Annotated in this window: 26 protein-coding genes and 3 tRNA genes; 11 read left to right on the top strand and 18 right to left on the bottom strand. The window is 70.8% G+C overall.

Annotation, left to right across the window (positions count from 1 at the left end; translation table 11 throughout):
• The first annotated feature begins 75 nt into the window (after positions 1 to 75).
• On the top strand, positions 76 to 1,929 hold the full coding sequence (locus ACFU8V_RS05095; protein ID WP_378869517.1) for a DUF2207 domain-containing protein: 1,854 nt from the start codon (positions 76 to 78) through the stop codon (positions 1,927 to 1,929).
• Between the two features lie 27 nt (positions 1,930 to 1,956).
• Here the strand turns inward: ACFU8V_RS05095 and ACFU8V_RS05090 are convergent, their stop codons facing one another.
• The 10 genes from ACFU8V_RS05090 to hpt form a co-directional block, all read right to left on the bottom strand.
• Positions 1,957 to 2,649: a DUF2520 domain-containing protein gene (locus ACFU8V_RS05090; protein WP_025104581.1), complete on the bottom strand. Its 693-nt coding sequence runs from the start codon at positions 2,647 to 2,649 to the stop codon at positions 1,957 to 1,959.
• A gap of 2 nt (positions 2,650 to 2,651) precedes the next feature.
• Positions 2,652 to 4,694, bottom strand: coding sequence for a PH domain-containing protein (locus ACFU8V_RS05085; protein WP_378869512.1), 2,043 nt, complete (start codon positions 4,692 to 4,694; stop codon positions 2,652 to 2,654).
• The gene (locus ACFU8V_RS05080; RefSeq protein ID WP_060921542.1) at positions 4,691 to 5,272 is read right to left on the bottom strand and encodes a PH domain-containing protein; all 582 of its coding nucleotides are present in this window, start codon (positions 5,270 to 5,272) and stop codon (positions 4,691 to 4,693) included. Before ACFU8V_RS05080 ends, ACFU8V_RS05085 begins: the two co-directional genes overlap by 4 nt.
• The gene (locus tag ACFU8V_RS05075; RefSeq protein ID WP_025104584.1) at positions 5,223 to 5,705 is read right to left on the bottom strand and encodes a DUF3180 domain-containing protein; all 483 of its coding nucleotides are present in this window, start codon (positions 5,703 to 5,705) and stop codon (positions 5,223 to 5,225) included. Before ACFU8V_RS05075 ends, ACFU8V_RS05080 begins: the two co-directional genes overlap by 50 nt.
• Positions 5,702 to 6,241, bottom strand: coding sequence for a 2-amino-4-hydroxy-6-hydroxymethyldihydropteridine diphosphokinase (gene folK, locus ACFU8V_RS05070; RefSeq protein ID WP_025104585.1), 540 nt, complete (start codon positions 6,239 to 6,241; stop codon positions 5,702 to 5,704). Before folK ends, ACFU8V_RS05075 begins: the two co-directional genes overlap by 4 nt.
• Complete coding sequence (folB, locus tag ACFU8V_RS05065) at positions 6,238 to 6,633, bottom strand: dihydroneopterin aldolase (RefSeq protein WP_085604020.1); 396 nt, start codon at positions 6,631 to 6,633, stop codon at positions 6,238 to 6,240. Before folB ends, folK begins: the two co-directional genes overlap by 4 nt.
• 34 nt (positions 6,634 to 6,667) lie before the next feature.
• On the bottom strand, positions 6,668 to 7,477 hold the full coding sequence (folP, locus tag ACFU8V_RS05060) for a dihydropteroate synthase (protein WP_025104587.1): 810 nt from the start codon (positions 7,475 to 7,477) through the stop codon (positions 6,668 to 6,670).
• Positions 7,474 to 8,085 (bottom strand): GTP cyclohydrolase I, encoded by a 612-nt coding sequence (folE, locus tag ACFU8V_RS05055; protein WP_025104588.1) that lies wholly within the window; start codon positions 8,083 to 8,085, stop codon positions 7,474 to 7,476. Before folE ends, folP begins: the two co-directional genes overlap by 4 nt.
• A gap of 1 nt (position 8,086) precedes the next feature.
• Positions 8,087 to 10,087, bottom strand: a complete 2,001-nt coding sequence (gene ftsH, locus ACFU8V_RS05050) for an ATP-dependent zinc metalloprotease FtsH (protein ID WP_378869506.1) — start codon at positions 10,085 to 10,087, stop codon at positions 8,087 to 8,089.
• A 155-nt stretch (positions 10,088 to 10,242) separates the two neighbouring features.
• Positions 10,243 to 10,794: a hypoxanthine phosphoribosyltransferase gene (gene hpt / locus ACFU8V_RS05045; RefSeq protein WP_017204674.1), complete on the bottom strand. Its 552-nt coding sequence runs from the start codon at positions 10,792 to 10,794 to the stop codon at positions 10,243 to 10,245.
• A 121-nt stretch (positions 10,795 to 10,915) separates the two neighbouring features.
• On the opposite strand from hpt, the gene ACFU8V_RS05040 reads away from it, so the two are divergent.
• The gene (locus ACFU8V_RS05040) at positions 10,916 to 11,506 is read left to right on the top strand and encodes a DUF937 domain-containing protein (RefSeq protein WP_378869503.1); all 591 of its coding nucleotides are present in this window, start codon (positions 10,916 to 10,918) and stop codon (positions 11,504 to 11,506) included.
• Positions 11,507 to 11,532: 26 nt separating this feature from the next.
• On the opposite strand, the gene tilS is transcribed toward ACFU8V_RS05040, so the two are convergent.
• Complete coding sequence (gene tilS / locus ACFU8V_RS05035; RefSeq protein WP_126893500.1) at positions 11,533 to 12,525, bottom strand: tRNA lysidine(34) synthetase TilS; 993 nt, start codon at positions 12,523 to 12,525, stop codon at positions 11,533 to 11,535.
• Positions 12,526 to 12,592: 67 nt separating this feature from the next.
• Here tilS and ACFU8V_RS05030 point away from each other — a divergent pair, with 67 nt between their 5' ends.
• Both ACFU8V_RS05030 and ppa read left to right on the top strand, forming a co-directional pair.
• Positions 12,593 to 13,249, top strand: a complete 657-nt coding sequence (locus ACFU8V_RS05030) for a TMEM175 family protein (protein ID WP_378869500.1) — start codon at positions 12,593 to 12,595, stop codon at positions 13,247 to 13,249.
• A gap of 44 nt (positions 13,250 to 13,293) precedes the next feature.
• The gene (ppa, locus tag ACFU8V_RS05025; protein ID WP_025104593.1) at positions 13,294 to 13,785 is read left to right on the top strand and encodes an inorganic diphosphatase; all 492 of its coding nucleotides are present in this window, start codon (positions 13,294 to 13,296) and stop codon (positions 13,783 to 13,785) included.
• 117 nt (positions 13,786 to 13,902) lie between these two features.
• Here the strand turns inward: ppa and ACFU8V_RS05020 are convergent, their stop codons facing one another.
• Positions 13,903 to 15,252: a M23 family metallopeptidase gene (locus tag ACFU8V_RS05020; protein WP_025104594.1), complete on the bottom strand. Its 1,350-nt coding sequence runs from the start codon at positions 15,250 to 15,252 to the stop codon at positions 13,903 to 13,905.
• Between the two features lie 211 nt (positions 15,253 to 15,463).
• On the opposite strand from ACFU8V_RS05020, the gene ACFU8V_RS05015 reads away from it, so the two are divergent.
• The 3 genes from ACFU8V_RS05015 to ACFU8V_RS05005 all read left to right on the top strand — a co-directional run bounded on the left by ACFU8V_RS05015 (position 15,464) and on the right by ACFU8V_RS05005 (position 15,782).
• Positions 15,464 to 15,536: transfer RNA gene (locus ACFU8V_RS05015), tRNA-Glu, on the top strand.
• A gap of 31 nt (positions 15,537 to 15,567) precedes the next feature.
• Positions 15,568 to 15,641, top strand: a tRNA-Asp gene (locus ACFU8V_RS05010).
• A 68-nt stretch (positions 15,642 to 15,709) separates the two neighbouring features.
• A tRNA-Phe gene (locus ACFU8V_RS05005) sits at positions 15,710 to 15,782 on the top strand.
• Positions 15,783 to 15,826: 44 nt separating this feature from the next.
• Here the strand turns inward: ACFU8V_RS05005 and ACFU8V_RS05000 are convergent.
• Complete coding sequence (locus tag ACFU8V_RS05000; RefSeq protein ID WP_378869495.1) at positions 15,827 to 16,861, bottom strand: alpha/beta fold hydrolase; 1,035 nt, start codon at positions 16,859 to 16,861, stop codon at positions 15,827 to 15,829.
• A gap of 35 nt (positions 16,862 to 16,896) precedes the next feature.
• Positions 16,897 to 17,640, bottom strand: coding sequence for a phosphotransferase (locus ACFU8V_RS04995; protein ID WP_378869492.1), 744 nt, complete (start codon positions 17,638 to 17,640; stop codon positions 16,897 to 16,899).
• Positions 17,641 to 17,747: 107 nt separating this feature from the next.
• On the opposite strand from ACFU8V_RS04995, the gene ACFU8V_RS04990 reads away from it, so the two are divergent.
• Positions 17,748 to 18,185 (top strand): hypothetical protein, encoded by a 438-nt coding sequence (locus ACFU8V_RS04990; RefSeq protein WP_025104597.1) that lies wholly within the window; start codon positions 17,748 to 17,750, stop codon positions 18,183 to 18,185.
• 7 nt (positions 18,186 to 18,192) lie between these two features.
• Here the strand turns inward: ACFU8V_RS04990 and ACFU8V_RS04985 are convergent, their stop codons facing one another.
• A complete protein-coding gene (locus ACFU8V_RS04985) occupies positions 18,193 to 19,038 on the bottom strand; it encodes a transposase (protein ID WP_378869487.1) in 846 nt (281 codons plus the stop codon).
• A 41-nt stretch (positions 19,039 to 19,079) separates the two neighbouring features.
• Positions 19,080 to 20,405, bottom strand: coding sequence for an FG-GAP-like repeat-containing protein (locus ACFU8V_RS04980; protein WP_374459688.1), 1,326 nt, complete (start codon positions 20,403 to 20,405; stop codon positions 19,080 to 19,082).
• 178 nt (positions 20,406 to 20,583) lie between these two features.
• Between ACFU8V_RS04980 and ACFU8V_RS04975 the strand changes: the two genes are divergently transcribed.
• The 3 genes from ACFU8V_RS04975 (at position 20,584) to ACFU8V_RS04965 (ending at position 23,042) form a co-directional block, all read left to right on the top strand.
• Complete coding sequence (locus ACFU8V_RS04975; RefSeq protein ID WP_025104600.1) at positions 20,584 to 20,889, top strand: hypothetical protein; 306 nt, start codon at positions 20,584 to 20,586, stop codon at positions 20,887 to 20,889.
• A gap of 23 nt (positions 20,890 to 20,912) precedes the next feature.
• Entirely contained in the window at positions 20,913 to 21,437 is a 525-nt protein-coding gene (locus tag ACFU8V_RS04970) for a hypothetical protein (RefSeq protein ID WP_378869482.1), read from the top strand.
• A gap of 201 nt (positions 21,438 to 21,638) precedes the next feature.
• Positions 21,639 to 23,042 carry a hypothetical protein gene (locus ACFU8V_RS04965; RefSeq protein ID WP_025104602.1) on the top strand — a complete coding sequence of 468 codons (1,404 nt, stop codon included), beginning with the start codon at positions 21,639 to 21,641 and terminating at the stop codon, positions 23,040 to 23,042.
• 63 nt (positions 23,043 to 23,105) lie between these two features.
• Here the strand turns inward: ACFU8V_RS04965 and ACFU8V_RS04960 are convergent, their stop codons facing one another.
• Together ACFU8V_RS04960 and ACFU8V_RS04955 are read right to left on the bottom strand one after the other, a co-directional pair.
• Positions 23,106 to 24,173, bottom strand: coding sequence for a fatty acid desaturase (locus ACFU8V_RS04960; RefSeq protein WP_374209033.1), 1,068 nt, complete (start codon positions 24,171 to 24,173; stop codon positions 23,106 to 23,108).
• A 151-nt stretch (positions 24,174 to 24,324) separates the two neighbouring features.
• A complete protein-coding gene (locus ACFU8V_RS04955; RefSeq protein ID WP_146008213.1) occupies positions 24,325 to 24,603 on the bottom strand; it encodes a hypothetical protein in 279 nt (92 codons plus the stop codon).

Raw genomic sequence — 24,603 nt, 5'->3', positions numbered from 1 at the left:
CTTGGAAGTCCTCCCCAGTTTACCGAGATGGCGCGGGACGTCCTCGCCGCGCGGCGTGCTGAGTAGCCTCGAGGCATGGCCCCCACTCGGATCCTCCGCGCGAGCGCCGTCGTCGCTCTCGCCACCGTCCCCGTCCTCGCGCCGGAGATCGCCATCGCGGCGGCCCCGGCGACCGCGACCACCGTCGTCTCCGCCGCCGACGTGGACGACTTCTCCTACGCCTCCTGGGACGCGGTGTACGACGTCGGGCTCGACGAGGACGGGCGGGCGCGCATGCAGGTGACGGAGACCGTCGTCGCGCGATTCCCCGACGCCGACCAGAACCGCGGCATCGTGCGGGGGCTGGCGACGACGTACAAGGACGCCGCGCTCGACACCCGGGTGCTCGCGGTCACCGACGAGGACGGAGCCGCCGTCCCGTACGAGACCGACGAGGACGACGGGACGCTCTTCATCCTCACCGGTGACGACGACTTCGTCCACGGCCTGACCACCTACGTCATCGAATACGAGATGCGCGACATCATCGTCGGCAGCGCTCCGGACGCGTCGGGTTCCCGCACCGCGGACGAGTTCTACTGGGATCTCCTCCCCCTCGACAGCACGCAGCCGATCGAGGCGTTCCGGGCCGACATCCGCTTCGACGCGGCCCTGGCCACCCACCTCACCGGCGCGACGAGATGCTACATCGGCCCTGCCGGATCCACGGCTCCCTGCGAGCTCGCGGGGCCGATCGCGGGCGGGGAGGGCGCGACGTTCCGTGTCGAGGCCCGGTCGCTTCCCGCCGGGGACGGGGTGACGGTGGCCGTCGGCTTCGCACCGCGGACCGTGACCCAGCCGGCCGCCCGCCAGCCCGATCCCGTCGCCGACCTCGGGCCCGTGCTCGCTGCGGTCGGCGCCGTCGGCCTATCCGCGGCCGGGTGGGCGGCCACGGTGAGCTCGGGACGACGTCGGCGCCGCGCCAGCGGGATCATCGTGGCGCAGTACGAGGTCCCCGACGACCAGCCTCCCCTCCTCGCGGCCGCGCTCCTCCCTGGTGCCGAGAACGTGGTGCCCGCCGAGATCGTGCACCTCGCCGTCCGCGGCGCCCTGCGCATCGAGGAAGGCACGTCAGCCGAAGCGCCCCGGCTGCGACGACAGCCCCACGGCAGGGCGCCGAGCCCCCTCGATCAGGCTGCGCTCGACACGCTCTTCCTCCACGCGGATGCGGACGGCGTCGTGGACCTGCCGACCGAGAGCGAGGCCTTCGCGACGCGGATGACCGCGCTGACGACGAAGGGCCAGGAGGAGGCCTCCCGCCGCGGTCTGACGACCACGGCGCGCAGCCGCGCTGCCGTCATCCTGCAGTCCGTGGCCATCGCCCTCGCCGTGGCCGGTCTCGTCGTCGCCATCGTGGCCGTGGCATCCGGACGCCTGTCCGCCGGCCCCGCGCTTCTCGCCATCTCCGTCGGGACGCTGCTCGTCGCGGCCTCGAGTTTCTTCACCTTCTCGCGGCACACGGTGCTGACGCCGGAAGGTGCGCAGGCGTACGAGCATCTGCAGGGGGTGCGCGAGTTCATCCGGGTCGCGGAGGAGGATCGGTTGCGGATGCTGCAGTCCTACACCGGCGCGGAACGGCGCACCGAGGAGGGGGCGGACGTCATCCATGTCTACGAGCGCCTCCTCCCCTACGCGATGCTGTTCGGCATGGAGGACGAGTGGGGCCGGGTGCTGGAGAGTGCGTACAGCCGGGAGGCGCACGGCCCGACCTGGATCGGCGACCCCACGTCCTTCGCTCTCCGCACGTCGCTCGTGGCGTTCATGAGCTCCTCGACCGCGGCCGCGACCTACTCGGCCCCGTCCACCGGCACCTCGTCCGCTACCGGCGGCTCGTTCGGCGGCGGGTTCTCCGGGGGCGGAGGCGGAGGCGGCTTCTCCGGCGGACGCTGAGCCCGAGACGCCGCGCCGGGACGGCGATCAGACCAGCGGGGGCGGGTCCGAGGCGTCGCGCAGCGCCCGCTCGACCGTCGACTGCACCAGAGCCGACAGGAAGCCACCCGGGTTCTCGACCCCGATGTCACGGAGCCGCGAGGTCGACTGTCCGATGATCGAGCGGGAGAACTCCGTGGCCGTGGCGATCGCGTCGGCGTAGACGGCACGGTCGGCTTCCGCGATGACCACCGGTTCGCACCCCATCTCCACGGCCAGCGCCTGGGCGATCGGGAGCACGGCGGCGGGAGCGGTGACCGCCGCGAAGCCCGCCTGCAGCTGTCGGAGGTCGATCGAGGTCCCCGTGAACGTGATCGCCGGGTGCACCGCCAACGGGATGGCACCGCGCTCCGCCGCCGGGCGCAGGACCTCGATGCCCTGCGCCGGATCGGTGTGCAGGACGAGCTGGCCGATCTGCCACCCGCCGACCTCCGCGATGCCCGAGACGAGGGACGGAAGCTCGGCGGAGGGGACCGCGAGGATCACCAGTTCGGCGCGCCGCACGACCTCCTGCGTGTCCAGCACCGGGACGCCAGGGAGCACCGCGGACGCACGCTCGTCGTCCGATCCGCTCGTGATCCCGATGATCGCGTGCCCGGCTCCGGCCAGTGCCGCGCCGATCACCGGACCGACGCGCCCGGCCCCGACGATGCCGACGCCCAGGCGCCCGTCGCGCACCACGCTCACTCCTCGCGCGACGTGTCCGGTCGCGCCGGCGGGGTGGGTGGCGGGGTCGGGCCGGTCGGCGAGGGAGAGGTCGAGGGGGCAGCCGTCTGCGGCGGTGGCGGCGCGACCGGCGGAGCAGGCGGCGGCGCGACCGGAGGCGCCGTGACCGGCGGAGCAGGCGGCGGCGTCACCGGCGGAGTCCGGACGGGCGGGACCGGCGGAGTCGCCGACCCCGGAACACCGGTCGGCGGAGCAGGCGGCGCGAACGGAGCCGGTGGAGCGGGCGGAGCAGGCGGAGCGGATGCCGCCCCTCCGAACGCGGGAGACGCCGGCGTCGCAGGACCACCGAACACCGGCGGAGCGGGCGGTGCGACCGGAGTTCCCGCCGCGGCGTGCTCGCTCCAGCGGTGCGTGTGGTCTCGGGACGCCGCCTCGGCCGCGGCGACGCTGACCTCGTTGAGCAGCGCAAGGGCGTCGGCGCGCTCGAGCCCCGAGAGGAGGCCGGTGATCGGCCCGGGCACGGTGTGCACCTGCGCGCCGGAGACCCCCTGGGCCCGGTCGATGGGCCCCTGGCTCAGCGACACGCCCTGGAGACGCGCGAGCGGGAAGACCGCGAGCTTGCGCCACACGATTCCGCGGCGCAGGAGCAGGCCGTCCGAGGTCACCGTGTATCCGTGACGCTTCCAGGAGAACGGTCGCCGCCACCAGGCCCGGCGCGGCATCGTCCGATAGGGGTCGGTGTCGGTCGGACCGACGACACCCTGGTCCCACAGCGCGGGGATGCTCTCGGCCGGCACGTCGGGCAGCACGAGCGACAACACGCGCTCCACGTCCGCGCGCTTGCCGACCGGGAGCACGACGTTGAACTGCTGACCGCTGCTCGACGACTGCTGCGCGGCGCTCTTGCCGCTCATGCGGTTGATCTTGATGGTCCACCAGCCGAACGGCCGCCACAGCAGGGACTGCGACACCTCGACCGCGAAGATGCGGCCCGGCGGAAGGGTCTCGGTGACCGTGGTGAGTAGGCCGTAGGTGATGCGCACGCCGTCGGGGGTGGGCGCGATGGAGTAGCGCAGCGACTTGGAGATCTGCGCCCACGTGATACCGACCACGGCGATGACCATGGGGACGCCCATGCCGAGCCCGATGCCCAGCAGCACCACCCCGCCGTCGGGATCGCCGTCGACGAGGATGCCGATGAGGGTGCTCCCGATCGCGATCGCGAAGATCACGCCGAAGAAGACCAGCCACAGCAACCCGGAGATGAGCTGCGAGCCGATCAGCCGGCCGGCCGGGATCTTGACGACGCTCTCGGGGACGACGTCCTGCAGGTCCACGCCGGCGAGCAGGCCGTTGACGCCCTCGTTCATCGAGCCGACGAGCTGTGCACGCGCGGTAACCGGAGCGGTGCCGCCGGACGTCGCGCCGCTCTGCGGATCCAACGCCGCGTGCCGAGCGGCTCGCGCACCGGAGGCCAGGCGCAGGATCTCGGCGCGCACGCCTTCGGCGCGCGGCGTCGCCAGGTATTCCAGCGCGACGTTCGCGTCGGTGCCCGCGCCGACGACCTCGAGCTTCGCGAGGCCGATGATGCGTGCGGGGAACGGCCGCGTGAGGTTCACGCCCTGCACACGGTCGAGCGGGGCGCGACGGTGCGACCGGAAGATGATGCCCTTGCGCACCTCGACGTGCTCCCCGGTGATCCGGAACTGCTGGAAGCGCCAGACGAACCAGAAGATGGCCACGAGCACCACGACGAGCGCCAGGACACCCAGCAGCGCGATCAGGGCGAAGTTGTTGGCGAGCACCCAGTCGACCGGATCGCCGCCGGTGTAGTCGTCGTAGTGCGCCTCCTCCGGCGCGAACTGCCCGACGAGCCAGGCGATGACGCGGTCGCGCATGTTCGCGATCACGATGCCGCCGACGATGATGAGCGCCAGGCCGCCCTTGAAGAGCGGCGTCAGCGGATGCATCCGATGCCATTCGCCGTCCGCGAGGTGCGTCGACGGTGCGCCCGCGGAGGTCTGCCCCGGCGCGGCGGTGGGGAGCTGCGACTCGCTCACAGTCCGGTCCGGCGGGTCTCGGCGACCTGGATGAGCGTGTCGCGCAGCGCCTCGGCCGCCGCCTGGGTGAGGCCGGGGATCTGCACGCCGGTGGTGGCCGCCGCGGTGACCATTTTGAGCTGGGAGATGCCGAACGCCCGGTCGAGAGGCCCCTGGGTGATGTCGACGAGCTGCATGCGACCGTACGGCACGGCGATCATGCGCTGCCAGAGGATGCCCTTGCGGAACACGATGTCGTCCGCCCGCAGCATGTAGCCGATCGCCCGCGCCTGACGCGGGAGGATGACCAGCGTCACGAGGGTGATGAGGATGATGACCCCGGCCGGGATCCACACCCAGTCCTGTTCGAGCACGATGTTCAGCACGACGGCCGCCGCCACGACGATCGCCAGGAAGATGACGTTCTGCACGATCTGCGACACCACGTAGCGCGGCGAGATCTGGTGCCAGGTGCCGTCGAGCTCGAGGCGGGCCTCGTTGCGCGCCGTGCGCAGGCCCGTGTAGGTGCCCTGGTCGAGGGCGCCGAGGTCAGTGCCCTCCGCCGGGTTCAGGGGCGCGGTCTCTGGGTTCTGAGTCATCAGGATCCTTCGGCAGGGTGCAGAACTGTTCGGCGACGAGAGCGGCGATGACGAGCACGACCGCACTCGCGATCAGCGCCACCATGGCCACAGTCGACCCTATCGGGGGATCGATGGGGCGCGTGAGGAGGAAGGCCAGCAGGCCCGCCCCGAAGCCCGCCAGGATCGCCCCCAGCAGACTCGACGCCCGCGCGAGGGTCGCGGCCCGGAGGGCACGGAACGGGTCGATGCGCACCCCGGAGCGGACGCTGCGCCGCACCGGCCAGGCCACCCCGAGCGATGCGCCCGCGATGAGGACGAGCAGCACCGGGAGGAAGAGGGACGGCGTGAACGTGGCCCGCCCCGTCGCCGTGAGCATCTGGTCGAGGATGAAGCCGGCCCCGGCGCCGACGAGCGCGAGGACGGCGAGAAGTCCGGCGGAGGTGCGCTTCATCCCTCGCCTCGCGCGCGAAGGTCCGCCGCCAGATCGGCGACCCGGCCGCGCCCCACGAGCTCGGCGTCGGGGTCGACGTCGAGCCACGGCTCCAGGACAAACAGCCGCTCCGCCGCGCGCGGATGCGGCAGCTGGATGCGGGGGTCGTCCGAGACGACGTCGCCATAGGCGATGAGGTCGAGGTCGAGGGTGCGGTCGCCCCACCGCTCGCCGCGCACGCGGCCGTTCTCGTCCTCGATGGCGTGCAGCATGCCGAGGAGGATCTCGGGAGCGAGCCGTGTGGTCACCAGAGCCACCGCGTTCACGTACCCGGGGGCGTCCGGGTCGGGGCCGTCCACGCGCAGCGCCACCGTCTCGAACAGGCGCGACAGGCCCACGTCCGAGACGAGCGGCAGCCGAGCGATGCGCGCGGCCGCGGCGCGGATCGTCTCCTCGCGGTCTCCGAGATTGGCGCCGAGCGCGACGACCGCCACCGTCTCGGGGCGCGGAGCTCGGGGGCCCGGCACCTCCGGCGGGCGGGTGAGGTTGCGGCTCATGTGGTGATGTCCTCCAGCGACTCCGGAGCCCGCGTCCGATGGACCGTCACAGCCACGTCGCCGAAGGTCAGGGCGATCGGCGCCTGCGGCTTGTGCACCGTGACGGTCACCTGCTGCACGCGGCGGTCACCGAGGGCGACGTCCGCGATCCGCTCGGCCAGGGTCTCGATGAGGTTCACCGGCTCCCCCGCGACGACGGCGGCCACCCGCTCCGCGAGCTCGCCGTAGTGCACGGTGTCGGCCACATCGTCGGACGCGGCGGCCTGTTCGAGGGAGAGCCGCAGCCGGAGGTCGACCGTGAACTCCTGTCCGTTCTCCCGCTCGTGCGGGTAGACGCCGTGGTGGCCGAACACGGTCAGCCCTGTCAGCACGATCTCGTCGAGGAAGTCCATGCCTCTAGGGTACGGCGACGCTCCGACCTCGCACTCAGCCTTCCCAGGCGCGGGTGATCGCGAGGGCGTCGCGGGTGGCCGCGACGTCGTGCACGCGCACCGCCCAGGCACCGGCGCGCATCGCGAGCGCACTCGTCACCGCGGTGGCCAGGTCCCGGCGCTCCTCGGACACGCCGTCACCGCCCGGGGCAGCCTCCTGCAGCACGTCGGCGAGGAAGCGCTTGCGCGACGTCCCGACCAGCACGCGGAAGCCGAGACCCACGATCTCGTCGAGGCCCCGCAGCACGTCCCAGTTCTGGGCACCGGCCTTGGCGAACCCGATACCGGGGTCGACGATCAGGCGGGAGGGCGCGATCCCGGCGGCGGCCGCCTCCCCGATGCGCTCGCGCAGTTCGCCGGCCACCTCTCGGGCGACGCGGCGGTAATCGGCGTTCGCGTACATGTCGGCGGAGAAGCCCCGCCAGTGCCCGATCGCGAAGTCGGCACCCGACTCCGCCACCGCGGCGCGCATGTCGGGGTCGGCCAGTCCGCCGGAGACGTCGTTGACGATGCGCGCTCCCGCGCGCACGGCGGCCGCGGCGGTCGACGCGTTGAGGGTGTCGATGCTGACGACGGCACCGGCCGCCGTGAGCTGTTCGACGACCGGAAGGACGCGGCGCTGCTCCTCGTCCACTCCGACGCGTTCCGCGCCCGGCCGGGTCGACTCGCCCCCGACGTCGAGGACGGACGCCCCTTCCGCGCGCAGACGGAGGCCGTGGGCGACCGCGCGGTCTGCGTCGAGATACCGCCCGCCGTCGCTGAACGAGTCGGGGGTGACGTTGACGATGCCCCAGATGCCGGTCATGCGCGCGACGTCCCGGCCCCCGGCACGGTCATGCCGATCAGGGTCACCAGCTCCGCGCGTGCCACGGGATCCGTGTATACCCCGCGCGCCGCGATGGTCAGCGTCGAGGCCTCGGTCTGCCGCCCGCCCCGCATCGTCACGCAGCCGTGGCTGGCATCGAGCACGACGAGCACGCCGCGCGCGTCGAGGTTCTCGGCGATCGTGTCGGCGATCTGCTCCCCCAGCCGCTCCTGCACCTGCGGCCGCGCGGCGAGGATCTCCACGACGCGCACGAGCGCACCGAGGCCGACGACCTGCTCGCCCGGAAGGTAGGCGATGTGCGCGTGCCCTGCGAAAGGCAGGAGGTGGTGCTCGCACACCGAGCGGAAGCGGATGTCGCGCAGCAGCACCGCGCCGGACGGCAGGGTGTCCGGCGCCGGCCCGCGGGTCACGCTGATCGTGTGGGCGAGCGGCTCGGCGGGATCCTCGCCCACCCCGGCGAAGAACTCCGCGTAGAGCTCGGCCATCCGGGAGGGCGTCTGCTTGATCCCCGGACGATCGGGGTCCTCGCCGATCGCCTCCAGGAGTTCCCTGGTGAGCCGCTCGACGCGTCCCTTGTCGACGGTCACGTCACGCCGTCGCGGGACGAGGGGTGCCCGCTCCGGCGGAGCCCTGCTGCGGACGCGGCGGGGCCGTCGGCGCCTCGACGGAGGCGGCGAGCGAGACGTCCTTCTTCGGGACCTCGATCGGCGGCCGCTCCGAGACCGGGCGGTCTTCGCTGGACAGCCACAGCGGACGCTCGGGGAGCTTCTTCACCTCGGTGAAGATCTCGGCGATGCGGTAGTGGTCGAGGGTCTCCTCCTCGAGGAGCGCGAGGGCGAGACGGTCGAGGATGTCCCGGTTCTCGCTGAGCACCGCGTACGCCTCGTTGTGCGCCTGCTCGATGAGCGCTCGTACCTCGGCATCGACACGCTCCGCGACCTTCTCGGAGTACTCGCGGCCACGGCCCATGTCGCGCGCGACGAACATGTCGCCGCCCTCGGTGCCGAGCTTAACCGGACCGACCTGCGTCGTCATGCCGTACTCGATGACCATCTTTCGGGCGATCGAGGTCGCCTTCTCGATGTCGTTGGAGGCGCCGGTGGTGGGGTCGTGGAAGACGAGCTCCTCGGCCACGCGACCACCCATCGCGTAGGTGAGCTGGTCCTGCAGCTCGTTGCGGGTCACGGAGTACTTGTCGTCCAGCGGCAGCACCATCGTGTAGCCCAGCGCCTTGCCGCGGGGCAGGATCGTGATCTTCGTCACGGGGTCGGTGTAGTTCATCGCCGCCGCCGCGAGCGCGTGTCCGCCCTCGTGGTACGCCGTGATGAGCTTCTCCTTGTCCTTCATCACGCGAGTGCGACGCTGCGGACCGGCGATCACGCGGTCGATGGCCTCGTCGAGGGCGCGGTTGTCGATGAGCTGCGCGTTCGAGCGGGCCGTGAGCAGCGCGGCCTCGTTGAGCACGTTCGCCAGGTCGGCACCGGTGAAGCCGGGCGTCTTGCGAGCGACGACCTCGAGGTCGACGTTCTTCGACAGCGGCTTGCCCTTGCTGTGCACCTCGAGGATCTTCTGGCGGCCCTTGAGGTCGGGGGCGTCGACACCGATCTGACGGTCGAAGCGGCCGGGGCGCAGCAGCGCGGGGTCGAGGATGTCGGGACGGTTGGTGGCCGCGATCACGATGACGTTCGCGTTCGGGTCGAAGCCGTCCATCTCGACGAGCATCTGGTTCAGCGTCTGCTCGCGCTCGTCGTTGCCGCCGCCCATGCCGGCGCCGCGGTGACGGCCGACGGCGTCGATCTCGTCGATGAAGATGATGGCGGGAGCGTTCTCCTTGGCCTGGCTGAACAGGTCGCGCACGCGGGAGGCGCCGACGCCGACGAACATCTCGACGAAGTCGGAACCGGAGATCGAGTAGAACGGGGCTCCGGCCTCGCCCGCGACGGCGCGGGCGAGGAGGGTCTTTCCGGTTCCGGGAGGGCCGTACAGGAGCACGCCCTTCGGGATACGGGCGCCGATGGCCTGGAACTTCGCCGGGTCCTGCAGGAACTCCTTGATCTCGTGGAGCTCCTCGATGGCCTCGTCGGCACCGGCGACGTCGGCGAAGGTGACCGTCGGGGTCTCCTTGTTGACCAGCTTGGCCTTGGACTTGCCGAACTGCATGACCTTGCCGCCGCCGCCCTGCATGGAGGACAGGAGCCACCAGAACAGGAGGCCGAGCAGCACGAGGGGAAGCAGCAGGGAGAGGAAGCCGTCGAACCAGGTCGCGCGCGGCACGGCGTCGTTGAAGCCGTCCTTCGGGGCGGCCGCATCGATCGCGGAGACCACCTCGTCGGCCCGGGCCTCGACGTAGTAGAACTGGACGTTCTCGGAGCCCTCGAACGGCTTGGACAGCGTCATGTCCACGCGCTGATCGCCGTCGGTGGTGACGACCTCGGTCACGGTCTTGCCGGAGAGCAGCTCGAGCCCCTCCTGCGTCGTGATCTGCTTCGGCGCACCGAGGTTCGAGATCAGCAGGAATCCGCCGAAGAGCAGCACGCCGATCAGAGCGACGTAGATCAGCGGATTGCGGGTGAGCTTCTTCACATCCATGGTCGGATCAGCGTATCGCCTCCGTGCTAGGGGGCCGCTGTGCGTTCACCCACGGCGCAACGCCCTCGGCGCTGCCGCCCGGGTTCTGAACCCGCCCGGCTTCTGAGCCCGCTCGGGTCGCTGAGCCCGCCTGGGTCGCTGAGCCTGTCGAAGCGTCAGCTGTAGACGTGCGGTGCCAGCACGGCGACGTCGCGGAGGTTGCGGTAGCGCTCCGCGTAGTCGAGTCCGTAGCCGACGACGAATTCCACGGGGATGTCGAAGCCGACGTACTTGCAGTCGATCTCGACCTTCGCGGCCTCCGGCTTGCGCAGCAGCGCGAGCACCTCGATCGACTCCGCACCGCGGGACTCGAAGTTCTCCAGGAGCCAGCTCAGGGTGAGGCCGGAGTCGATGATGTCCTCGACGATGAGCACGTGCTTGCCGTGCAGGTCGGTGTCGAGGTCCTTCCGGATCTGCACGACGCCGCTCGACTTCGTGCTGGCGCCGTAGCTCGACACCGCCATCCAGTCCATCGGCGCGTGGAACGGCAGCGCCCGCGCGAAGTCGGCCATGACCATGACCGCGCCCTTCAGCACGCCAACGAGGATGAGGTCCTTGCCCTCGTAGTCCTTCGCGACCTGCGCCGCGAGCTCGTCGAGCTTGGCGTGGATCTCCTCCTCGGTGACGAGGATCTGTGCAAGGTCGTCCTGGATCTCCGCGGCGCGCATGGATCGATTTTAGGCGACGCGGCGGTGTGCTCCGGTCGCGGGCGCGCACCCTCCCCAGCAGGGCGACACCGCACTACTCTGACGGTGACGCGGGCGCACGCCCCGACGGAAGGAGATCCCCATGGCGACCCAAGACATCCTCAGCCAGGTCCCCCTCGACGACATCGCGCAGAAGCTCGGAGTGTCGCGCGACGAGGCCAAGCTCGCGGTCGAGCAGGGCGGCGCCGTGCTCCTCGGCGGGCTGGCCAAGAACGCGGAGAGCTCTGAGGGGTCGGCGGCCATCGAGAAGGCCCTCGGCAAGCACCGCGGCGCGTCGAGCCCGGCGACGGTCGACGACATCGATCAGGAGGACGGCGAGAAGATCGTCTCCCACATCCTCGGCGGAAAGGAGAAGGAGGTCACGAAGGAGCTGACGGAGTCGAAGGCGACTCCGGGAATCGACTTCGGAAAGCTCCTCCCCATCCTCGCGCCGATCGTGATGGGTCTGATCGCCAACGCGACCAAGGACAAGACGGCGAAGACGGACGCGGGCACGGAGGGCTCCGGCGGGATCGGCGACGTCATCGGCGGCATCCTCGGCGGCGGCGACTCCGGCTCCGGCGGCGGGTTGGGTGACGTGCTGGGTGGCCTCCTCGGCGGCGGCAAGAGCGGCTCCGGCGGCGGCATCGACCTCGGCGGCATCCTCGGCGGCCTCTTCGGCGGCAGGAAGTAGGACGCGACGCCGCCGCGGCCCGCGATTCAGCGGGTCGCGGCGGTGAACACGATCCGGCCGCCCTGGCGCACGGCGGCGCACCCCGGCAGGTCGATCGGGCCCTGACCCGACCAGTCGGTCACGAGGCGGGCGACCTCGATCGTCTGCGCGCGGCTCAGGCTCGCCCCGAACTCGCTGTCGACCACGAGACGGATGATGCGGTTGCGCAGCGCGGCCGGGTTGGCGGCGAGCGCGGCGACGCTCACCGAGATCCCGGCCTCGGCGTGCTCGACGATGTCCTCGATCGTCTCGTGGATCATCTCGTCGAACGCCTCCGCGTCCTCCCGGAGCTGCTCGGCGGTGCGCGCCAACGCCTCGGCGATGCCCGGGCCGAGTTGCGTCTCCAGCACCGGGAGCACGTGGCGACGCACCCGCACGCGCGTGTAGCGGTCATCGGTGTTGTGGGGGTCGTCCCACGGCTGCAGCTCCGCCGCGGCGCAGAACGCACGGGTGGTCTCGCGGCGCACGCCGAGCAGCGGGCGCAGCCACCGGAGGCCGTCGTCGTCCTCCCGATCCGGCGCCATGCCCTGCAGGCTCGTCGCCCCGGAGCCGCGCGCGAGCCCGAGCAGGACGGTCTCGGCCTGGTCGTCGAGGGTGTGTCCGAGCAGGACCGCCCGCGCGCCGATGTCGCCCGCCGCGTCCCGGAGAACGCGGTAGCGCGCATCCCGCGCGGCCGCCTCGGGACCGCCGTCGCCGTCGACCTCGACGCGGACGACGAGCGCCTCCAATCCGAGTCGTCCGGCGATGCGTGCCGTCTCGGCGGCGACCTCGGCGGACCCGTCCTGCAGACCGTGGTCGACCGTCACCGCGGTCGCACGCACCCCGACTTTCGCGGCCTCGAACGCGGTGGCCGCCGCCAGCGCGAGCGAGTCGGCGCCGCCGGACACCGCGACGACGACGGTCGAGCCCTCGGGCAGGTCGGCGAGCGCGGTGCGCACGGCGAGGCGGATCTCGGCGACGGCGGGGTCGAGGGAAGGCATCCCTCCACGCTAGGGCACCGTCTCGGCTGCCGTGTCGCCCGAAACCGCGCAGGGCTATCCTGGCGCCGTGACCGGTCGCTCCCCTGCTCCGTCGTTCCGCCCTGAGCGCTTCAAGGCGTTCGTCGATGCGGTCGTGGCGATCGCGATGACGTTGCTGATCCTGCCGCTCACGGACTCGGTCGCCGAGGCGGCCGCCGATCACCTGGATACGGCAGAGTTCCTCGCCGCACACGCGGGCCAGCTTCTGAGCTTCGGATTGAGCTTCCTCCTCATCGCGGTGTTCTGGATGGGGCACCACAGTCAGTACCGGGACGTCCAGGCGGTCACGCCGGCGCTGCTGTGGATCAACGTGGCGTGGATGGCGACCATCGTGTGGCTGCCGGTGCCGACGGCGATGATCGGTCAGATGGAGCCCGATCCTCTGCAGGCGGTCCTCTACATCGGCACGCTCCTTCTGACGCAGGTCACGACGCTCGCCGGCTGGCTCTATCTGCAGCGGCACGGGGAGCTCATCACGGCACCCCCGCTGGTGATCCGCGGCGGAATCGCCGGTGATCTCGCGGCGATCGTCCTTTTCGCCATCGCCCTGGTCATCGCCGTCGCCGCGTCGCCGAACGGATACCTGGGGTTGCTGGTCCTCCTGTTGAGCAGTCCTCTCTCACGCCTCCTGAACAGGATCGTCCAGCGGCGGCACCGGGACAGCCATCCCGCGGCCCCCGAGTAGGCTGGTCGGCGGCATCCCAACCGATCTTCCTGAGGAGCACACGCATGGGCGCACACGACGCCGTCATCGAGATCCCGCGCGGCAGCCGCGTGAAGTACGAGGTCGACCACGAGACCGGGCGAGTGCACCTCGACCGCGTGCTCTACACGACCTTCGGCTACCCGGCCGACTACGGCTACTTCGACAACACGCTCGGCGAGGACGGCGACCCGCTCGACGTGCTGGTGCTCCTCGACCACCAGATCTACCCCGGCGTCGTCGTCGAGGTCCGCCCCGTCGCCGTGCTGAAGATGAGCGACGAGGCCGGCGGAGACGACAAGCTCGTCGCCGTGCTCTCCAAGGACCCGCGCTGGGCGCACATCCAGGACATCGACGACGTGCCGGAGTACACGAAGAAGGAGATCGCGCACTTCTTCGAGCACTACAAGGACCTCGAGCCCAACAAGTGGGTCAAGGTCGACGAGTGGGGCAACGCCGCCGAGGCGCAGCGCATCCTCGACGAGGCCATCGTCCGCTTCGGCGAGCAGGGCCACTGACCTTATCTGGGTCGCTGACCTCTCTGGGTCGCCGACCTTCTCTGGGTCGCTGAGCCTGTCGAAGCGAAGACCCCCGGACGCCAGGCGTCCGGGGGTCTTCTGCTGTCCAGCCGTCCGTCAGACGGAGATGCCCTTGCCCGCCATGAAGTCGATGGGGTTCGTGTAGCGGCCGTTGATGTAGACCTCGAAGTGCAGGTGGCAGCCGAAGGAGCCGCCGGTGTTGCCCGCGTAGGCGATGACCTGTCCGGCCTCGACCCACTGGCCGCTGCGCACGGCGAACCCGCCGGGCTTGATGTGCGCGTAGCCGGTGGCGATGCCGCCGCCGTGCTGGATGCGGACGTAGTTGCCGTAGCCGCCGTTGTAGAAGGCCGCGTCGACCGTGCCCGAGTGGGCGGCGTAGATCGCCGCGCCGCAGCCGTTGGCGAGGTCGACGCCGTAGTGCCAGCTCGAAGAGCAGCCGTTGGCGTTGCACTGCTGCGAGCGGGGGCCGTAGCCGGAGCTGCGGTAGCCACCGTGCGGACGCACCCAGCCACCGCTTCCCGGGGTGCCGCCTCCGCCGCTGTTCCCCCCGGCGTTCGCGGCGGCCTCGGCGGCCTCGCGGCGCTTGCGCTCCTTCTCGCGCTCCTCGACGCCCTTCTGGTACCCGGCGACGGTGGTCGCGGTGGTGTCCTTCAGCGCGGCGAGCTGCGCCTGCATCGTGGCGAGGTTCGCCGACTGCTCGTCGAGAGCGGCCTGGGCGGCGTCGGCGGCCTGCTGCGCTGCGACCATCTTCTCTTCGGCGATCTTCTGAAGCCGGTCGCGCTCGTCCCGGGCGACGACCGCCTGGTCGCTGAGGGACTGCGCGGAGTTCCGCGCGGCGACCGCGTCGTTGTAGACGGTCTGGTTGTACTCGAGGAGCTTGTCCATCGAGCCGAGGCGGGCGAGGAGCTCGTCGGCGTTGCCTGCGGAGCCCGCGAAGAACAGCTCCAGCGAGGTGTCGTCACCGCCGTTGCGGTAGAGCTGCGCGGCGACCTGGCCGGCCTTGCGGGCGGACTCGTCGGCGACGGCGGCCTGCGCGTCCGCCTTCTCCTGCAGCGAGTCGGCCTCCGCGATCGCGGCGAAATAGGCCTGCTGCGCGTTGTAGAACTCGGTCGAGGCGACCTCGGCGGCGGCCTGCGTCTCGGAGACCTTCTGCGTGAGCGACTGGATCAGCCCCTCGATGCGCTTCACTTCGGCGGCCTTGGAGGCCTCGTTCTGCTTGGCCTTCTGCACGTCGTCCCAGCTCGGGTACGACGCGGCGTGGGCGGCCGTGACTCCTGATGTGATGCCGAACGCGCTGAGGGCGACGACGCTGAGCGCGCCGAGTCCGAGAGCGCCGCGGCGGCTGATGCCGTCGCCGAAGAGGGTACGTCGCTCCGTCGGGGTGGGCGCACACCCGCAGTCCGCGGATGCCGCGAGTGCCGCATCCTGCGTGGTCTTGTCGTTCACGCGGCCCCTTCCGCCGGTTTCACAGATGCCACAGTAACAACAACTTTCACACCAGCACCAGACTCCTGGAGCGGCGCGAACGGCATCCCCGGCCCCTCCATGGTCCCGCTCGAACACGCCCGGGGGAAGCGGGTTCCAGCCTCGATTCGCGATTTGCCCGGATGATCCCTTATGCTTGAGCGTCGGCAAGGAAGTCCCCCGGGACTGACTCGGCCCCATCGTTTAGCGGCCTAGGACGCCGCCCTTTCACGGCGGTAGCACGGGTTCGAATCCCGTTGGGGTCACTCCATCCGATACAATTGAAAACACCAGTATGGCCCTGTAGCGCAGTTGGTTAGCGTGCCGCCCTGTCACGGCGGAGGTCGCGGGTTCAAGTCCCGTCAGGGTCGCTCCGTGCGACGAGCTCTTTCTTCGGAGAGGGCTCTTCGTCTAGGACGCGGCAGCATCATCGCCGCGCGGCTCTGTAGCTCAGTTGGTAGAGCGTTCGACTGAAAATCGAAAGGTCACCGGATCGATGCCGGTCGGAGCCACAAGGCTGATCATTACAATCAGCCCAGAAACCCTCGCCTAGCTTCTACATGGCGGGGGTTTTGCTTTGCCCCGCCTCGACCGCGTGCGGCAGCGCGTGGGTCACGAGACTCACCAGGAACTTCCCGGGCTCCTCGAACATGCACAGGTGCGCGGAGTTCTCGAACCACACGACGTGCGTCGACGGTGCCGTCACGGTCTCCAGCCAGCGGGCGACCGGTCCGGCGGGGGTCGTACAGTCGTGCCGGCCGAGGAACTGGAGCATCGGCACCTCGAACGCCGTCTGATCGCGGGCGTCGAAGCCGAGCAGGGCGGGCAGCACCGCGGGCATGGTCGCCCGCTGCCCGACACCGATGAGGCCCAGGTCGGCGTCCGTGTAATACGGGGACAGCTCCTGCGACTCGGTGAAGTACGCGAAGTCGGAGCGATACGCCGAGAGCCCGCCGTAGTACTGCGCCCATCTCCGGCAGGTCACGATGCGTTCGACGGTCAACGGCTCGTCACCGGGGTACTCCCCGAGCGCCTGCAACTCGGAGATCGCCTGCTCGTTCCCGTCCGCGACGGCACTCCGCATCGCGTGGCGGAAGCTCTCCTCCTCGTTCTCGGGACCGGAGATGACCTGCCCGACGCCGACGTACGCCCAGAGCAGGTCGGGACGCCGTCGGGCGAGGGTGAGCCCGAGGACCGTCCCCCAGCTGTGCCCGAGCACCCCGACCTTCTGCACGCCCAGCTCGCCCTGGAGCCACGCGATCAGGTCCACGAGATCGTCGACGTACCGGTCGACGCTGAGGTCCATGTCCTCGGACACCGAGCCCGCGGACTTGCCGCTCGCACGCTGGTCGTAGTTGACGACCGTGAAGTAGTCCTCCACGCCGCGTTGCCAGACCCACGACGAGGGCAGCGACGGGAGGGCAGGACCGCCGTGGCAGACGACGAGCACGGGGTTCCGTGTGCTGCGACCGCGGATCGAGACGAACTGGGAGACACCGCCGAGGTCGACGTACGCCGTCCTGTCGATCGACTCCGGGTTCGGGATCCGGCACAGATCCGCGATCACTGCGCGGCCGACGTCGTCACTCATGTCGATCACCCTAGGAGAAGCAGACCGGCGGAACCTCATCCCAGCGCGCGCTGCCATACACCCCGATGCGCGGTGACGTGGTCGAGCACCGCCGCCCAGTGCGCCCCGTGACCCGTGCGGTACATGGTGCCCCACGGCTCGCGCCCCGTCTCCGCGGACGAGCGCAGCAGGTCGAGCATCGCCTGCGTGCGCCGGCGCATCATGTCCGGGAGCACCGCGCGCAGCTCCTCGTCGGCGCCGTATCCGTCGATGAACGCCGCGAGGTCGGCGGCGGAGCGCTCCGGGTCCCGGGTCGGATTCGGAAGCGCGAACGTCTGCGCGGAGAAGGCGAGGTCCCATGAGCGGGTGCTCGGGGAGGCGCCGTCCCAGTCGATGAAGACCCAGCGGTCGCCGAGCATCAGATTCCACGGCGCCAGGTCGTTGTGGCAGATGAGCTCCTGCGCGGGCGCCGAGAGGGGCGGTTCCCAGATCGCGTCGACAGCAGGGACGTACCGCGCCGAGACGTCATGGATCCGGCGAACCATCCCGCCCACGTGACCGAGCTCGGCGGCGGAGAGCGGTGCGGCGTCCATGGCGAGCGTCCCGGGGAGGAACTCGATGATCTGCCGCCCCTGCGCATCTCTGCCGAGCGGCTCGGGCGCGTCGACGCCGCCGTCCCGCATCGCCCGCACATAGGCGATGACGTGCGGGGTCGCGGGTGTCCACGCCTTGCGGACGGTGCCCCCGACCCGCACGACGGGTCCGCTCGCATTGCCGCCCTCGAGGACTTCCTCCCGCATCCCCCGAGGCTATCGGAGACGCCTCCGGCAGAGATCACTCCTCCGGGTGACGAGGGATACCTCCCCCGACGGACGCCGCCCGCGAGCCGCGCCCGCAGAGTGAAGGTATGACACGACGACACCTCCTCCCCGCTGCCGCCCTGCTCCTCGGCGGCACCCTGCTGCTCGGCGGATGCGCTGCCGTGGAGGGTCTCGTGCACAAGCAGTCGACCACGACCTTCGACGACGCCGACGCCTTCCGGGCGGACACGCCGGTCGACGCGGACTGGGTTCCGGACGACGCGACCGCTCTCACGCTCCGGACGTCGACCATCGAGGACGCCGACGACGCCGTGCTCCTGCTGACGAGCACGACGGCGCTGCCGGACGACTGTGTGGAGACGGAGCGGACCTCCGCCCCGACGTGGACTCTGGACGACGGCCCGTCCGCGTACGAGGCGAAGACCGTCTTCGTCTGCGGCGACTGGAGCGTCATCCCGTCCGACGACGGCTGGTTCGGATGGACGCCGAACTCCGACGAGGAGAAGGCCTCCGCCCGGAGCTGAGGTCCGCTCAGAGGTCGTCGAGGGCCTCGCGCGCCGACTCCACGGCCTCGGCAGCGGCGTCCTTCTTCTCCGCGGCCGCCGTGCGCCTCTGCTCCGCGGCGGGACGGTCGCGCTCAACGCGATCGGCCTCCTGACGCAGCTTCTCCAGCTGCGCCTCCACCTCGGCGATGCCGTCCGCGAGCTCCTCGGCGCGGTCACTCAGTGCCCGCACCGCCTCGTCCTCGTTCGTGAGAGCCCGCTCCGCCGTGGCCAGGGCCTTCTCCGCCGCGGCCACCTGCCGCTCCGCGTCCCGCCGCTTCCGCCGCTCCTGCAGTTCGTCCCGCGGGCGCGGGGGTTGCGGCTGCAGGGTGGGGAGGGTGCCGGCCACGGCGTCGCGGACGTCGTCCGCGGTCCCCGACGGCTCCAGAGCCCTCACGAGTCGTCCGGACGCGACGGCCGCGGCGGCATCCTGATCGAAGAACGCCGCAGAGATCGTCTGCTCGACGGCGTCCCGCGTGGCTGCCGTGACGCGTTCGCCCCGGGACCCCGCGAGGTCCGCCGCACTCTCGGCGAGCCGCCGGGTCAGGGCACGGCGCTGCCTGCTGAGCGTGGACAGCGCGGCGGCATCCAGGTCTTCCTGCGCCTCGCGCAGCTCCGCGGCCAGCGCCAGGGCCTCCCCGAGCTGGGCGGCCCGCTCCTGCGCGAACACGTTGACCACCCAGGCCGCGACCGACGGCTTCCGCAACGCCTTCACCTCCGCGGCGAGCGCAGCGTCCTCGATATCCTTCGCCGCGGCGTTCCGGCTGGCGGTGAACGCTTCCGGCGGCCCCGCGTACAGCGCTGCCACGATGTCGTCGAACGTCCCCGCGGCCATGCGCCCACGATACGCGCCCCGGAGTGCTCGACTCCGGCCGGTCACTCGATCGCGAGGTAGTCCGCGGCGTCGGAGGCGACGAGCACTCGCGCGCCGAAGGCGCCGTTCCCGTTCCCCGGATAGAGGTAGAGCTGTCCGGCGTGAGTGCGCGCCAGCAGATCTGCGCGCCCGTCGCCGTTGTAGTCCACACCGCCGGTGACCTCGGTGAACTCCTGCCAGCCGACGCCCACCTGTCGCACCGTACGCAGGCCCGACGCCCCGGTGTAGAGCAGGAGCTGACCGTCGGCCGCGACTGCGACGATGTCGCCGCGTCCGTCCCCGTCGAAGTCTCCCGCGATGAGGTAGTGGACGCTCTCCCAGCCGCCGCCGATCATCGTCTGCGAGGAGGTCAGGCCGCCGCTGCCGTTGCCGTGGTAGACCCTCAGGTTGCCGGACCCGGAGACCCCGAGGATGTCCTGACGTCCGTCACCCGTGAAATCTGCACCCGAGGCGATGTGCCGCATGCTGTACCACCCCGAGCCCAGCCCGACCGCCCCACGGAAGCCCCCGCGTCCGTTTCCGGCGTAGAACTCCAGGACCCCGTCGGAGCGTGCCACGAGGAGGTCGGCATTGCCGTCTCCGTTGAGATCGGTGTGCGTGATGTGTCGCCGCGAGTTCGCCCACCCGCTGCCGAACAGCGTGGTCGGGCCGGCGAGGCCGGCGCGCCCGTTGCCTGCGCGCAGCCGCAGGTCGCCGTTCCCCGCGACCACGAGGAGGTCGACCTTGTCATCGCCGGTGAAGTCTCCGGCGCTGACGCCGGCGGGCGATCCGGCACCGAGACCGGGGAAGAACAGCGGGATGGTCCCCCCTCGTGTGACGTCGGAGAGACACGTGAAGCCCTGGTTGATCTGCGAGTAGACCTTGCCGTTCAGCCACACCTCGAAGTGCAGGTGGTACGCGGCCGAGTTGCCCGTGTTGCCGACGACGCCGATCTGCTGCCCGCGGAGGACCTTGGTTCCCGGTGCGAACCACCCCGGAGCCGCCATGTGCGCATAGCGGGTCACGTATCCGCCCGCGTGCTGCACGTCCACGTAGTTGCCGTAGCCGCCGTTCGACGTACGACTCTTGATCACCCCGTCGTACGCGGCGAGGATGGGCGTGCCGCCGTTGCGGGAGATGTCGATGCCGTCGTGCGCGCGGTAATTGTTCCGACAGCCGTCGCCGACCTTCGACTGGATGTTGCCGGACGCCGGGTAGACCATGTAGCCGTCGGACGCGGCGGTCGCGGTGCCAGCCGTGGAGACAGCGGGGACGAGCGCGCCGACCACGATCGCGAGCACGGCGACGATCCCGATCCGGCCCCGGCGCCAGCGGGACGTGCGCGTCATCTCGAAGCTCTCTCTTGGTCTGCGGGCCCCAGGACAGGTTGTCTCCCGCGGTCACCGTACCAAGAGCGGGCCCTCCGCGACGCGAACGCCACTCCCCCGGTCGGCCGGGATGCCGTCCGCGACCGGCGCGGGCGCACAGGATCCGTACGCCCCCGCGCTCGGGTGTACCGTCAGCATCATGGGAAGACTCCGGTACGACGGGCACTCGGATCCGATCCTCATCGAGGACGAGACGCTCGCGCATCTGAAGATCGTCATCGGCACGAAGCTCCGCCGGCAGGAGAGCTTCATGATGACCTGGCGGCCCGTCGAGGGGGGCGTCGACCGGCGCGCGAGCGTGTGGATCCATCCCGCCATCCCGCTGCAGTTCGGGTTCGACGACGCCGAGCCGCCGACGGTGGACCCGCACCGCATCCAGGAGATCATGCAGGCCCTCAACGCCTCCGGCGAACTGGTCCTCGATCACCTGTCCGGCCCGCGCTGACGCGCGGCCGGGAGGTCGTCTCCATGGACTCCGTCCTCACCGTCGTTCTCGTCGTCGTCATCATCGCTCTCCTCGTCGGCGCGGCCTTCCTCCCTCGATGGGTGCGACCCAGCTCCACCGCGGCCGGCGCCCGCGCGGGCGCGCGATTCACCGCAGAGCGGATGACGGAGCTCCTCACCGAGCTCGGCACGACGCTCCGGATCCAGGCGCCGCCGGAGGTCGCGGCCGCGCTCCTGCACGCGGCGGTCGCCGGGCACGAGAAGGCCTACGCCGTCCTCGACGACGGCACCGTCGGCATCCGCTTCGTCGAACCGGACGACACCGTCGTGCGGCTCGGTCCCGACGCCGAGGGGACTCTCCTGCGCGTGGAGACGTTCCGCGACTACCTCGGCTTCCCGCAGACCGCGCCGCTGTGGCGGGAGCTGCGGGAAAGGGTGACCGCAGAGGCGGCAGCGCGCCGGATCGAGGTGAGCGACGGACCCGTCTCCGTGTTCGAGCGCGGAGACCTGCTCGACGACCGCAACGCCCGCTGGTTCCGCCGCGCCTGATCGTGCCGCTGCCTGCCCGTGCAAATGGGGGTCACGATTCACAGGCGACGCAATTAGGCTAGACGCGCGCCGCGCCCCGCAGGGACTCCGATGAGGACCCGGACGCGGTGCACGCCGGGGCCTCCTTCCCCGTGCTTGCGAACCCGTCCACGGAAACGAAGACCGCTTCGTGTCGCGGACACGCCAGAAAGGCTTGAACCCATGAGCGATTCCTCGGGCACCCCCCGCGACGACGACCGGTCGCCGGACTTCTTCGATCAGCTGATCGAGACCACTCCGCGCGAGTCGTCCTCCTCGTCCACCTCGGCGTTCACGATCGGCTTCCGGGGCTACGACAAGAACGAGGTCGACGCCGCGCTGGCGTCGATGCGCACGCAGCTCCAGCAGGCGGCCGACGAGCTGGCCGAGGCGAAGGCGCGCGAGGCCGAGTCCGTCGAGGCCATCAAGGCCGAAGAGCGCGAAGCCCGCGAAGCCCTGGAGGCGGAGCTCGCGGCCGCGAACGCCAAGGCCTCCGACGCCGAGCAGCAGGTGGCGACCCTGACCTCCGAGCTCGTCGACATGCCGCAGGCCGATGGCGAGGAGGCACCGTCGCGTCAGCAGTTCGAGGCGATCCTGCGCGTGGCCGAGGAGCAGGCGAACGTGCTCATCCAGAACGCCGCTGTGCAGGCCGACCGCCTGATGACCTCTGCCCGCGAGGAAGTGGCCGCGCAGCGTGCCGAAGCGGAGGCCGACGCCGAGCGCATCATCTCGCAGGCGCAGCGCGACGCCGACCAGGTGCGGCTGAAGATGGAGACCGAGTACACGGCCCACGAGGCGCGCATCGAGCGCGAGGCGGCGCACGCCGCGGAGAAGGTCAGCCAGGCCTCCCAGGAGGCCACCGCCATCCGCACCGAGGCCGAGAAGGGCGCCGCCGCGCTCCGCTCGCTGGTCACGCGCGAGACCACGCAGTTGCGTGCGGACGCCGAGCGCGAGGTCCGTGAGATGAACGCCCGCGTGCTGGAGTTCGAGGAGACCCTCACTCGTCGTCAGGACGACGCGCAGCAGGAGTTCCTCGTGCTGCACAACCAGGCCGTCGCCCACGCCGAGCGCATCACGACCGATGCGAACGAGCAGGTCACGGCCTCGCTGGAGCACGCGCAGCGCATCTCCGCGAAGGCGGACGGCTACGAGAAGCTCATGCGCTCGCAGGCGCAGGCGATCGAGGCCGACGCCCAGGTGCGCGCCAGGGAGATCCTCGAGCGTGCCCGCGTGAAGTCGCAGAAGATCGTCGACGCGGTCACCGGACACACCTCCACCGTCCTCCGCGACGCCGAGGACCGCGCCCGTCAGCTGCGGTGGCAGCAGCAGCAGCTCACGAGCTTCATGGCCGAGGTGCGCGAGCTCATCCGCCCGGACGGCATCTTCAGCGACGACAGCCTTCCCACCGAGATCGCGGTGACCGAGGCCACGATCGACGAGGACGACGACGACATCGAGGACGACGTCGTCGAGGCATCGGTCGAGACCTTCCGCGGCGACGAGGTCCTCGACGACGAGTTCGACGACGACCGCCCCCTGGAGAAGATCACGATCGACGTGATCGAGACGGACGACTCGAAGCGCTGATCCCGCGCAGAGACACGAAGGGGCGAGCAGGTGTCTGCTCGCCCCTTCGTCGTATCCGTGTGCTCAGGCGCGGCGGAGCTGTGCCGCCGCCGGGCAGTCGAACGGGTCGCGCGCCGCCAGGCCCACGCGGTTGAGGTAGGCGATGACGATCGCGTACGACTGCCCGAGGCTCGTCTCCGTGTACGGGATGCCGTTGGCGGCGCAGTAGTCGCGCACGATGCCGCGTGCCTTCGACAGGTGCAGCCGCGACATGTTCGGGAACAGGTGGTGCTCGACCTGGTGGTTGAGGCCGCCCATCAGCCCCGTCACCCACCATCCGCCGCGGATGTTGCGCGACGTGCGCACCTGCTTCGAGAAGAAGTCGAGCTTGGCGTCGGGGGCGATGACCGGCATGCCCTTGTGGTTGGGGGCGAAGGACGCGCCCATGTAGACGCCGAAGACCGCGAGCTGCACGCCCAGGAACGCGAACGCCATGCCGACGGGGAGCAGGAGGAACAGCGGCACGAGGAGGACGGCGAACCGGAGGACGATGAGACCGAGTTCGGTCCAGCGTCCCTTCACGTTCTTCCGCGTCATCAGGTGCTTCAGGCCGAGGTAGTGCAGGTTGAGCCCCTCGAGCGTCAGGAGGGGGAAGAAGAGCCACCCCTGCGTGCGCGTGATGAGCCGGACGATGCCACGCGACTGCGCCGCATCCTCCTCCAGGAAGGAGATGGTGTCGACCTGGATGTCGGGGTCCTTGCCGACCTGGTTCGGGTTGCCGTGGTGCCGGGTGTGCTTGGAGTCCCACCAGTGGTAGCTCATGCCGATGATGCCGGCGAGCACGCGGGCCAGGCGGAAGTTCGCCGGTCCCGTGGAGAGGATCTGACGGTGCGCCGCCTCATGGGCGAGGAAGGCGACCTGCGTGAAGACGACCCCGAGGGCGGCGGCGATGAGGAGCTGGAACCAGCTGTCCCCGAGGAGGAGGAAGCCCGCGACGCAGCCGGCGAACGCGACGACCAGCGCCGCGCCGACCAGCGTGTAGAACACGGGCGTGCGCTGCAGGAGCCCGGTCTCCTTCACGACCTGCTGCACGTCCCGGTACGCCCGGGTGAGAGGCGGGAACTCGGCGTTCCCGGCGTAGGTCTGACGCACCGGGCCGAGGGTGGCGGTGACGGACGGGGAGGATGTGCGGGAGATGATGCTCTCCTGTCGATCGGGAGCCCTTGAGCTGAAGAAGCCAAGGGCGGTTGCCGATCGCTGTGGCCACACTAACCGCGCTCGCATACGCGAGGCGGCATACGACTCAGGCCCGTGCTCGACGCGGCCGCCGACCGCGCGTCCGAGGGAGGGCCGGCGATGCCGCCGGTCGCGCGGGCTGCTGCGCGACGGCGAGCGCACGGAAGGCGTCGTCGAGCGACGGGAACGACCCGAGGTCGGTGCCGCGCTCGTCGCGCAGCCGGTGCGCGGATCCGTCGAACTCGACGAAACCGGCGAACTCACCGTTGCGGGTGGCGACGTGCACGTCGACGTCGGCCTGTTTCCAGGTGAGAGGGATGGAGGAAGGGACGGTGGTGGTACTCAT

This window comes from Microbacterium sp. NPDC057658, from assembly GCF_042799975.1.
Classification (GTDB): Bacteria; Actinomycetota; Actinomycetes; order Actinomycetales; family Microbacteriaceae; genus Microbacterium.
Note: the sequence above shows the minus strand (reverse complement) of the source record. Positions and strands in the feature narration are given on the sequence as shown.

Bases quoted from the DNA above. Each gene is read 5' to 3' on its own strand.
- ACFU8V_RS05095 (WP_378869517.1), top strand. From the start codon at position 76: ATGGCCCCCACTCGGATCCTCCGCGCGAGCGCCGTCGTCGCTCTCGCC.
- ACFU8V_RS05080 (WP_060921542.1), bottom strand. From the start codon at position 5,272: ATGACTCAGAACCCAGAGACCGCGCCCCTGAACCCGGCGGAGGGCACT.
- ACFU8V_RS04990 (WP_025104597.1), top strand. From the start codon at position 17,748: ATGACACGACGACACCTCCTCCCCGCTGCCGCCCTGCTCCTCGGCGGC.
- ACFU8V_RS05075 (WP_025104584.1), bottom strand. From the start codon at position 5,705: ATGAAGCGCACCTCCGCCGGACTTCTCGCCGTCCTCGCGCTCGTCGGC.
- ftsH (WP_378869506.1), bottom strand. From the start codon at position 10,087: ATGGATGTGAAGAAGCTCACCCGCAATCCGCTGATCTACGTCGCTCTG.
- tilS (WP_126893500.1), bottom strand. From the start codon at position 12,525: ATGCCTTCCCTCGACCCCGCCGTCGCCGAGATCCGCCTCGCCGTGCGC.
- ACFU8V_RS04965 (WP_025104602.1), top strand. From the start codon at position 21,639: ATGAGCGATTCCTCGGGCACCCCCCGCGACGACGACCGGTCGCCGGAC.
- ACFU8V_RS05000 (WP_378869495.1), bottom strand. From the start codon at position 16,861: ATGAGTGACGACGTCGGCCGCGCAGTGATCGCGGATCTGTGCCGGATC.
- folK (WP_025104585.1), bottom strand. From the start codon at position 6,241: ATGAGCCGCAACCTCACCCGCCCGCCGGAGGTGCCGGGCCCCCGAGCT.
- ACFU8V_RS04955 (WP_146008213.1), bottom strand. From the start codon at position 24,603: ATGAGTACCACCACCGTCCCTTCCTCCATCCCTCTCACCTGGAAACAG.
- ACFU8V_RS05040 (WP_378869503.1), top strand. From the start codon at position 10,916: ATGGCGACCCAAGACATCCTCAGCCAGGTCCCCCTCGACGACATCGCG.
- folB (WP_085604020.1), bottom strand. From the start codon at position 6,633: ATGGACTTCCTCGACGAGATCGTGCTGACAGGGCTGACCGTGTTCGGC.
- ACFU8V_RS04980 (WP_374459688.1), bottom strand. From the start codon at position 20,405: ATGACGCGCACGTCCCGCTGGCGCCGGGGCCGGATCGGGATCGTCGCC.
- folP (WP_025104587.1), bottom strand. From the start codon at position 7,477: ATGACCGGCATCTGGGGCATCGTCAACGTCACCCCCGACTCGTTCAGC.
- ACFU8V_RS04985 (WP_378869487.1), bottom strand. From the start codon at position 19,038: ATGGCCGCGGGGACGTTCGACGACATCGTGGCAGCGCTGTACGCGGGG.
- ACFU8V_RS04975 (WP_025104600.1), top strand. From the start codon at position 20,584: ATGGGAAGACTCCGGTACGACGGGCACTCGGATCCGATCCTCATCGAG.
- ACFU8V_RS04970 (WP_378869482.1), top strand. From the start codon at position 20,913: ATGGACTCCGTCCTCACCGTCGTTCTCGTCGTCGTCATCATCGCTCTC.
- ppa (WP_025104593.1), top strand. From the start codon at position 13,294: ATGGGCGCACACGACGCCGTCATCGAGATCCCGCGCGGCAGCCGCGTG.
- ACFU8V_RS04995 (WP_378869492.1), bottom strand. From the start codon at position 17,640: ATGCGGGAGGAAGTCCTCGAGGGCGGCAATGCGAGCGGACCCGTCGTG.
- hpt (WP_017204674.1), bottom strand. From the start codon at position 10,794: ATGCGCGCCGCGGAGATCCAGGACGACCTTGCACAGATCCTCGTCACC.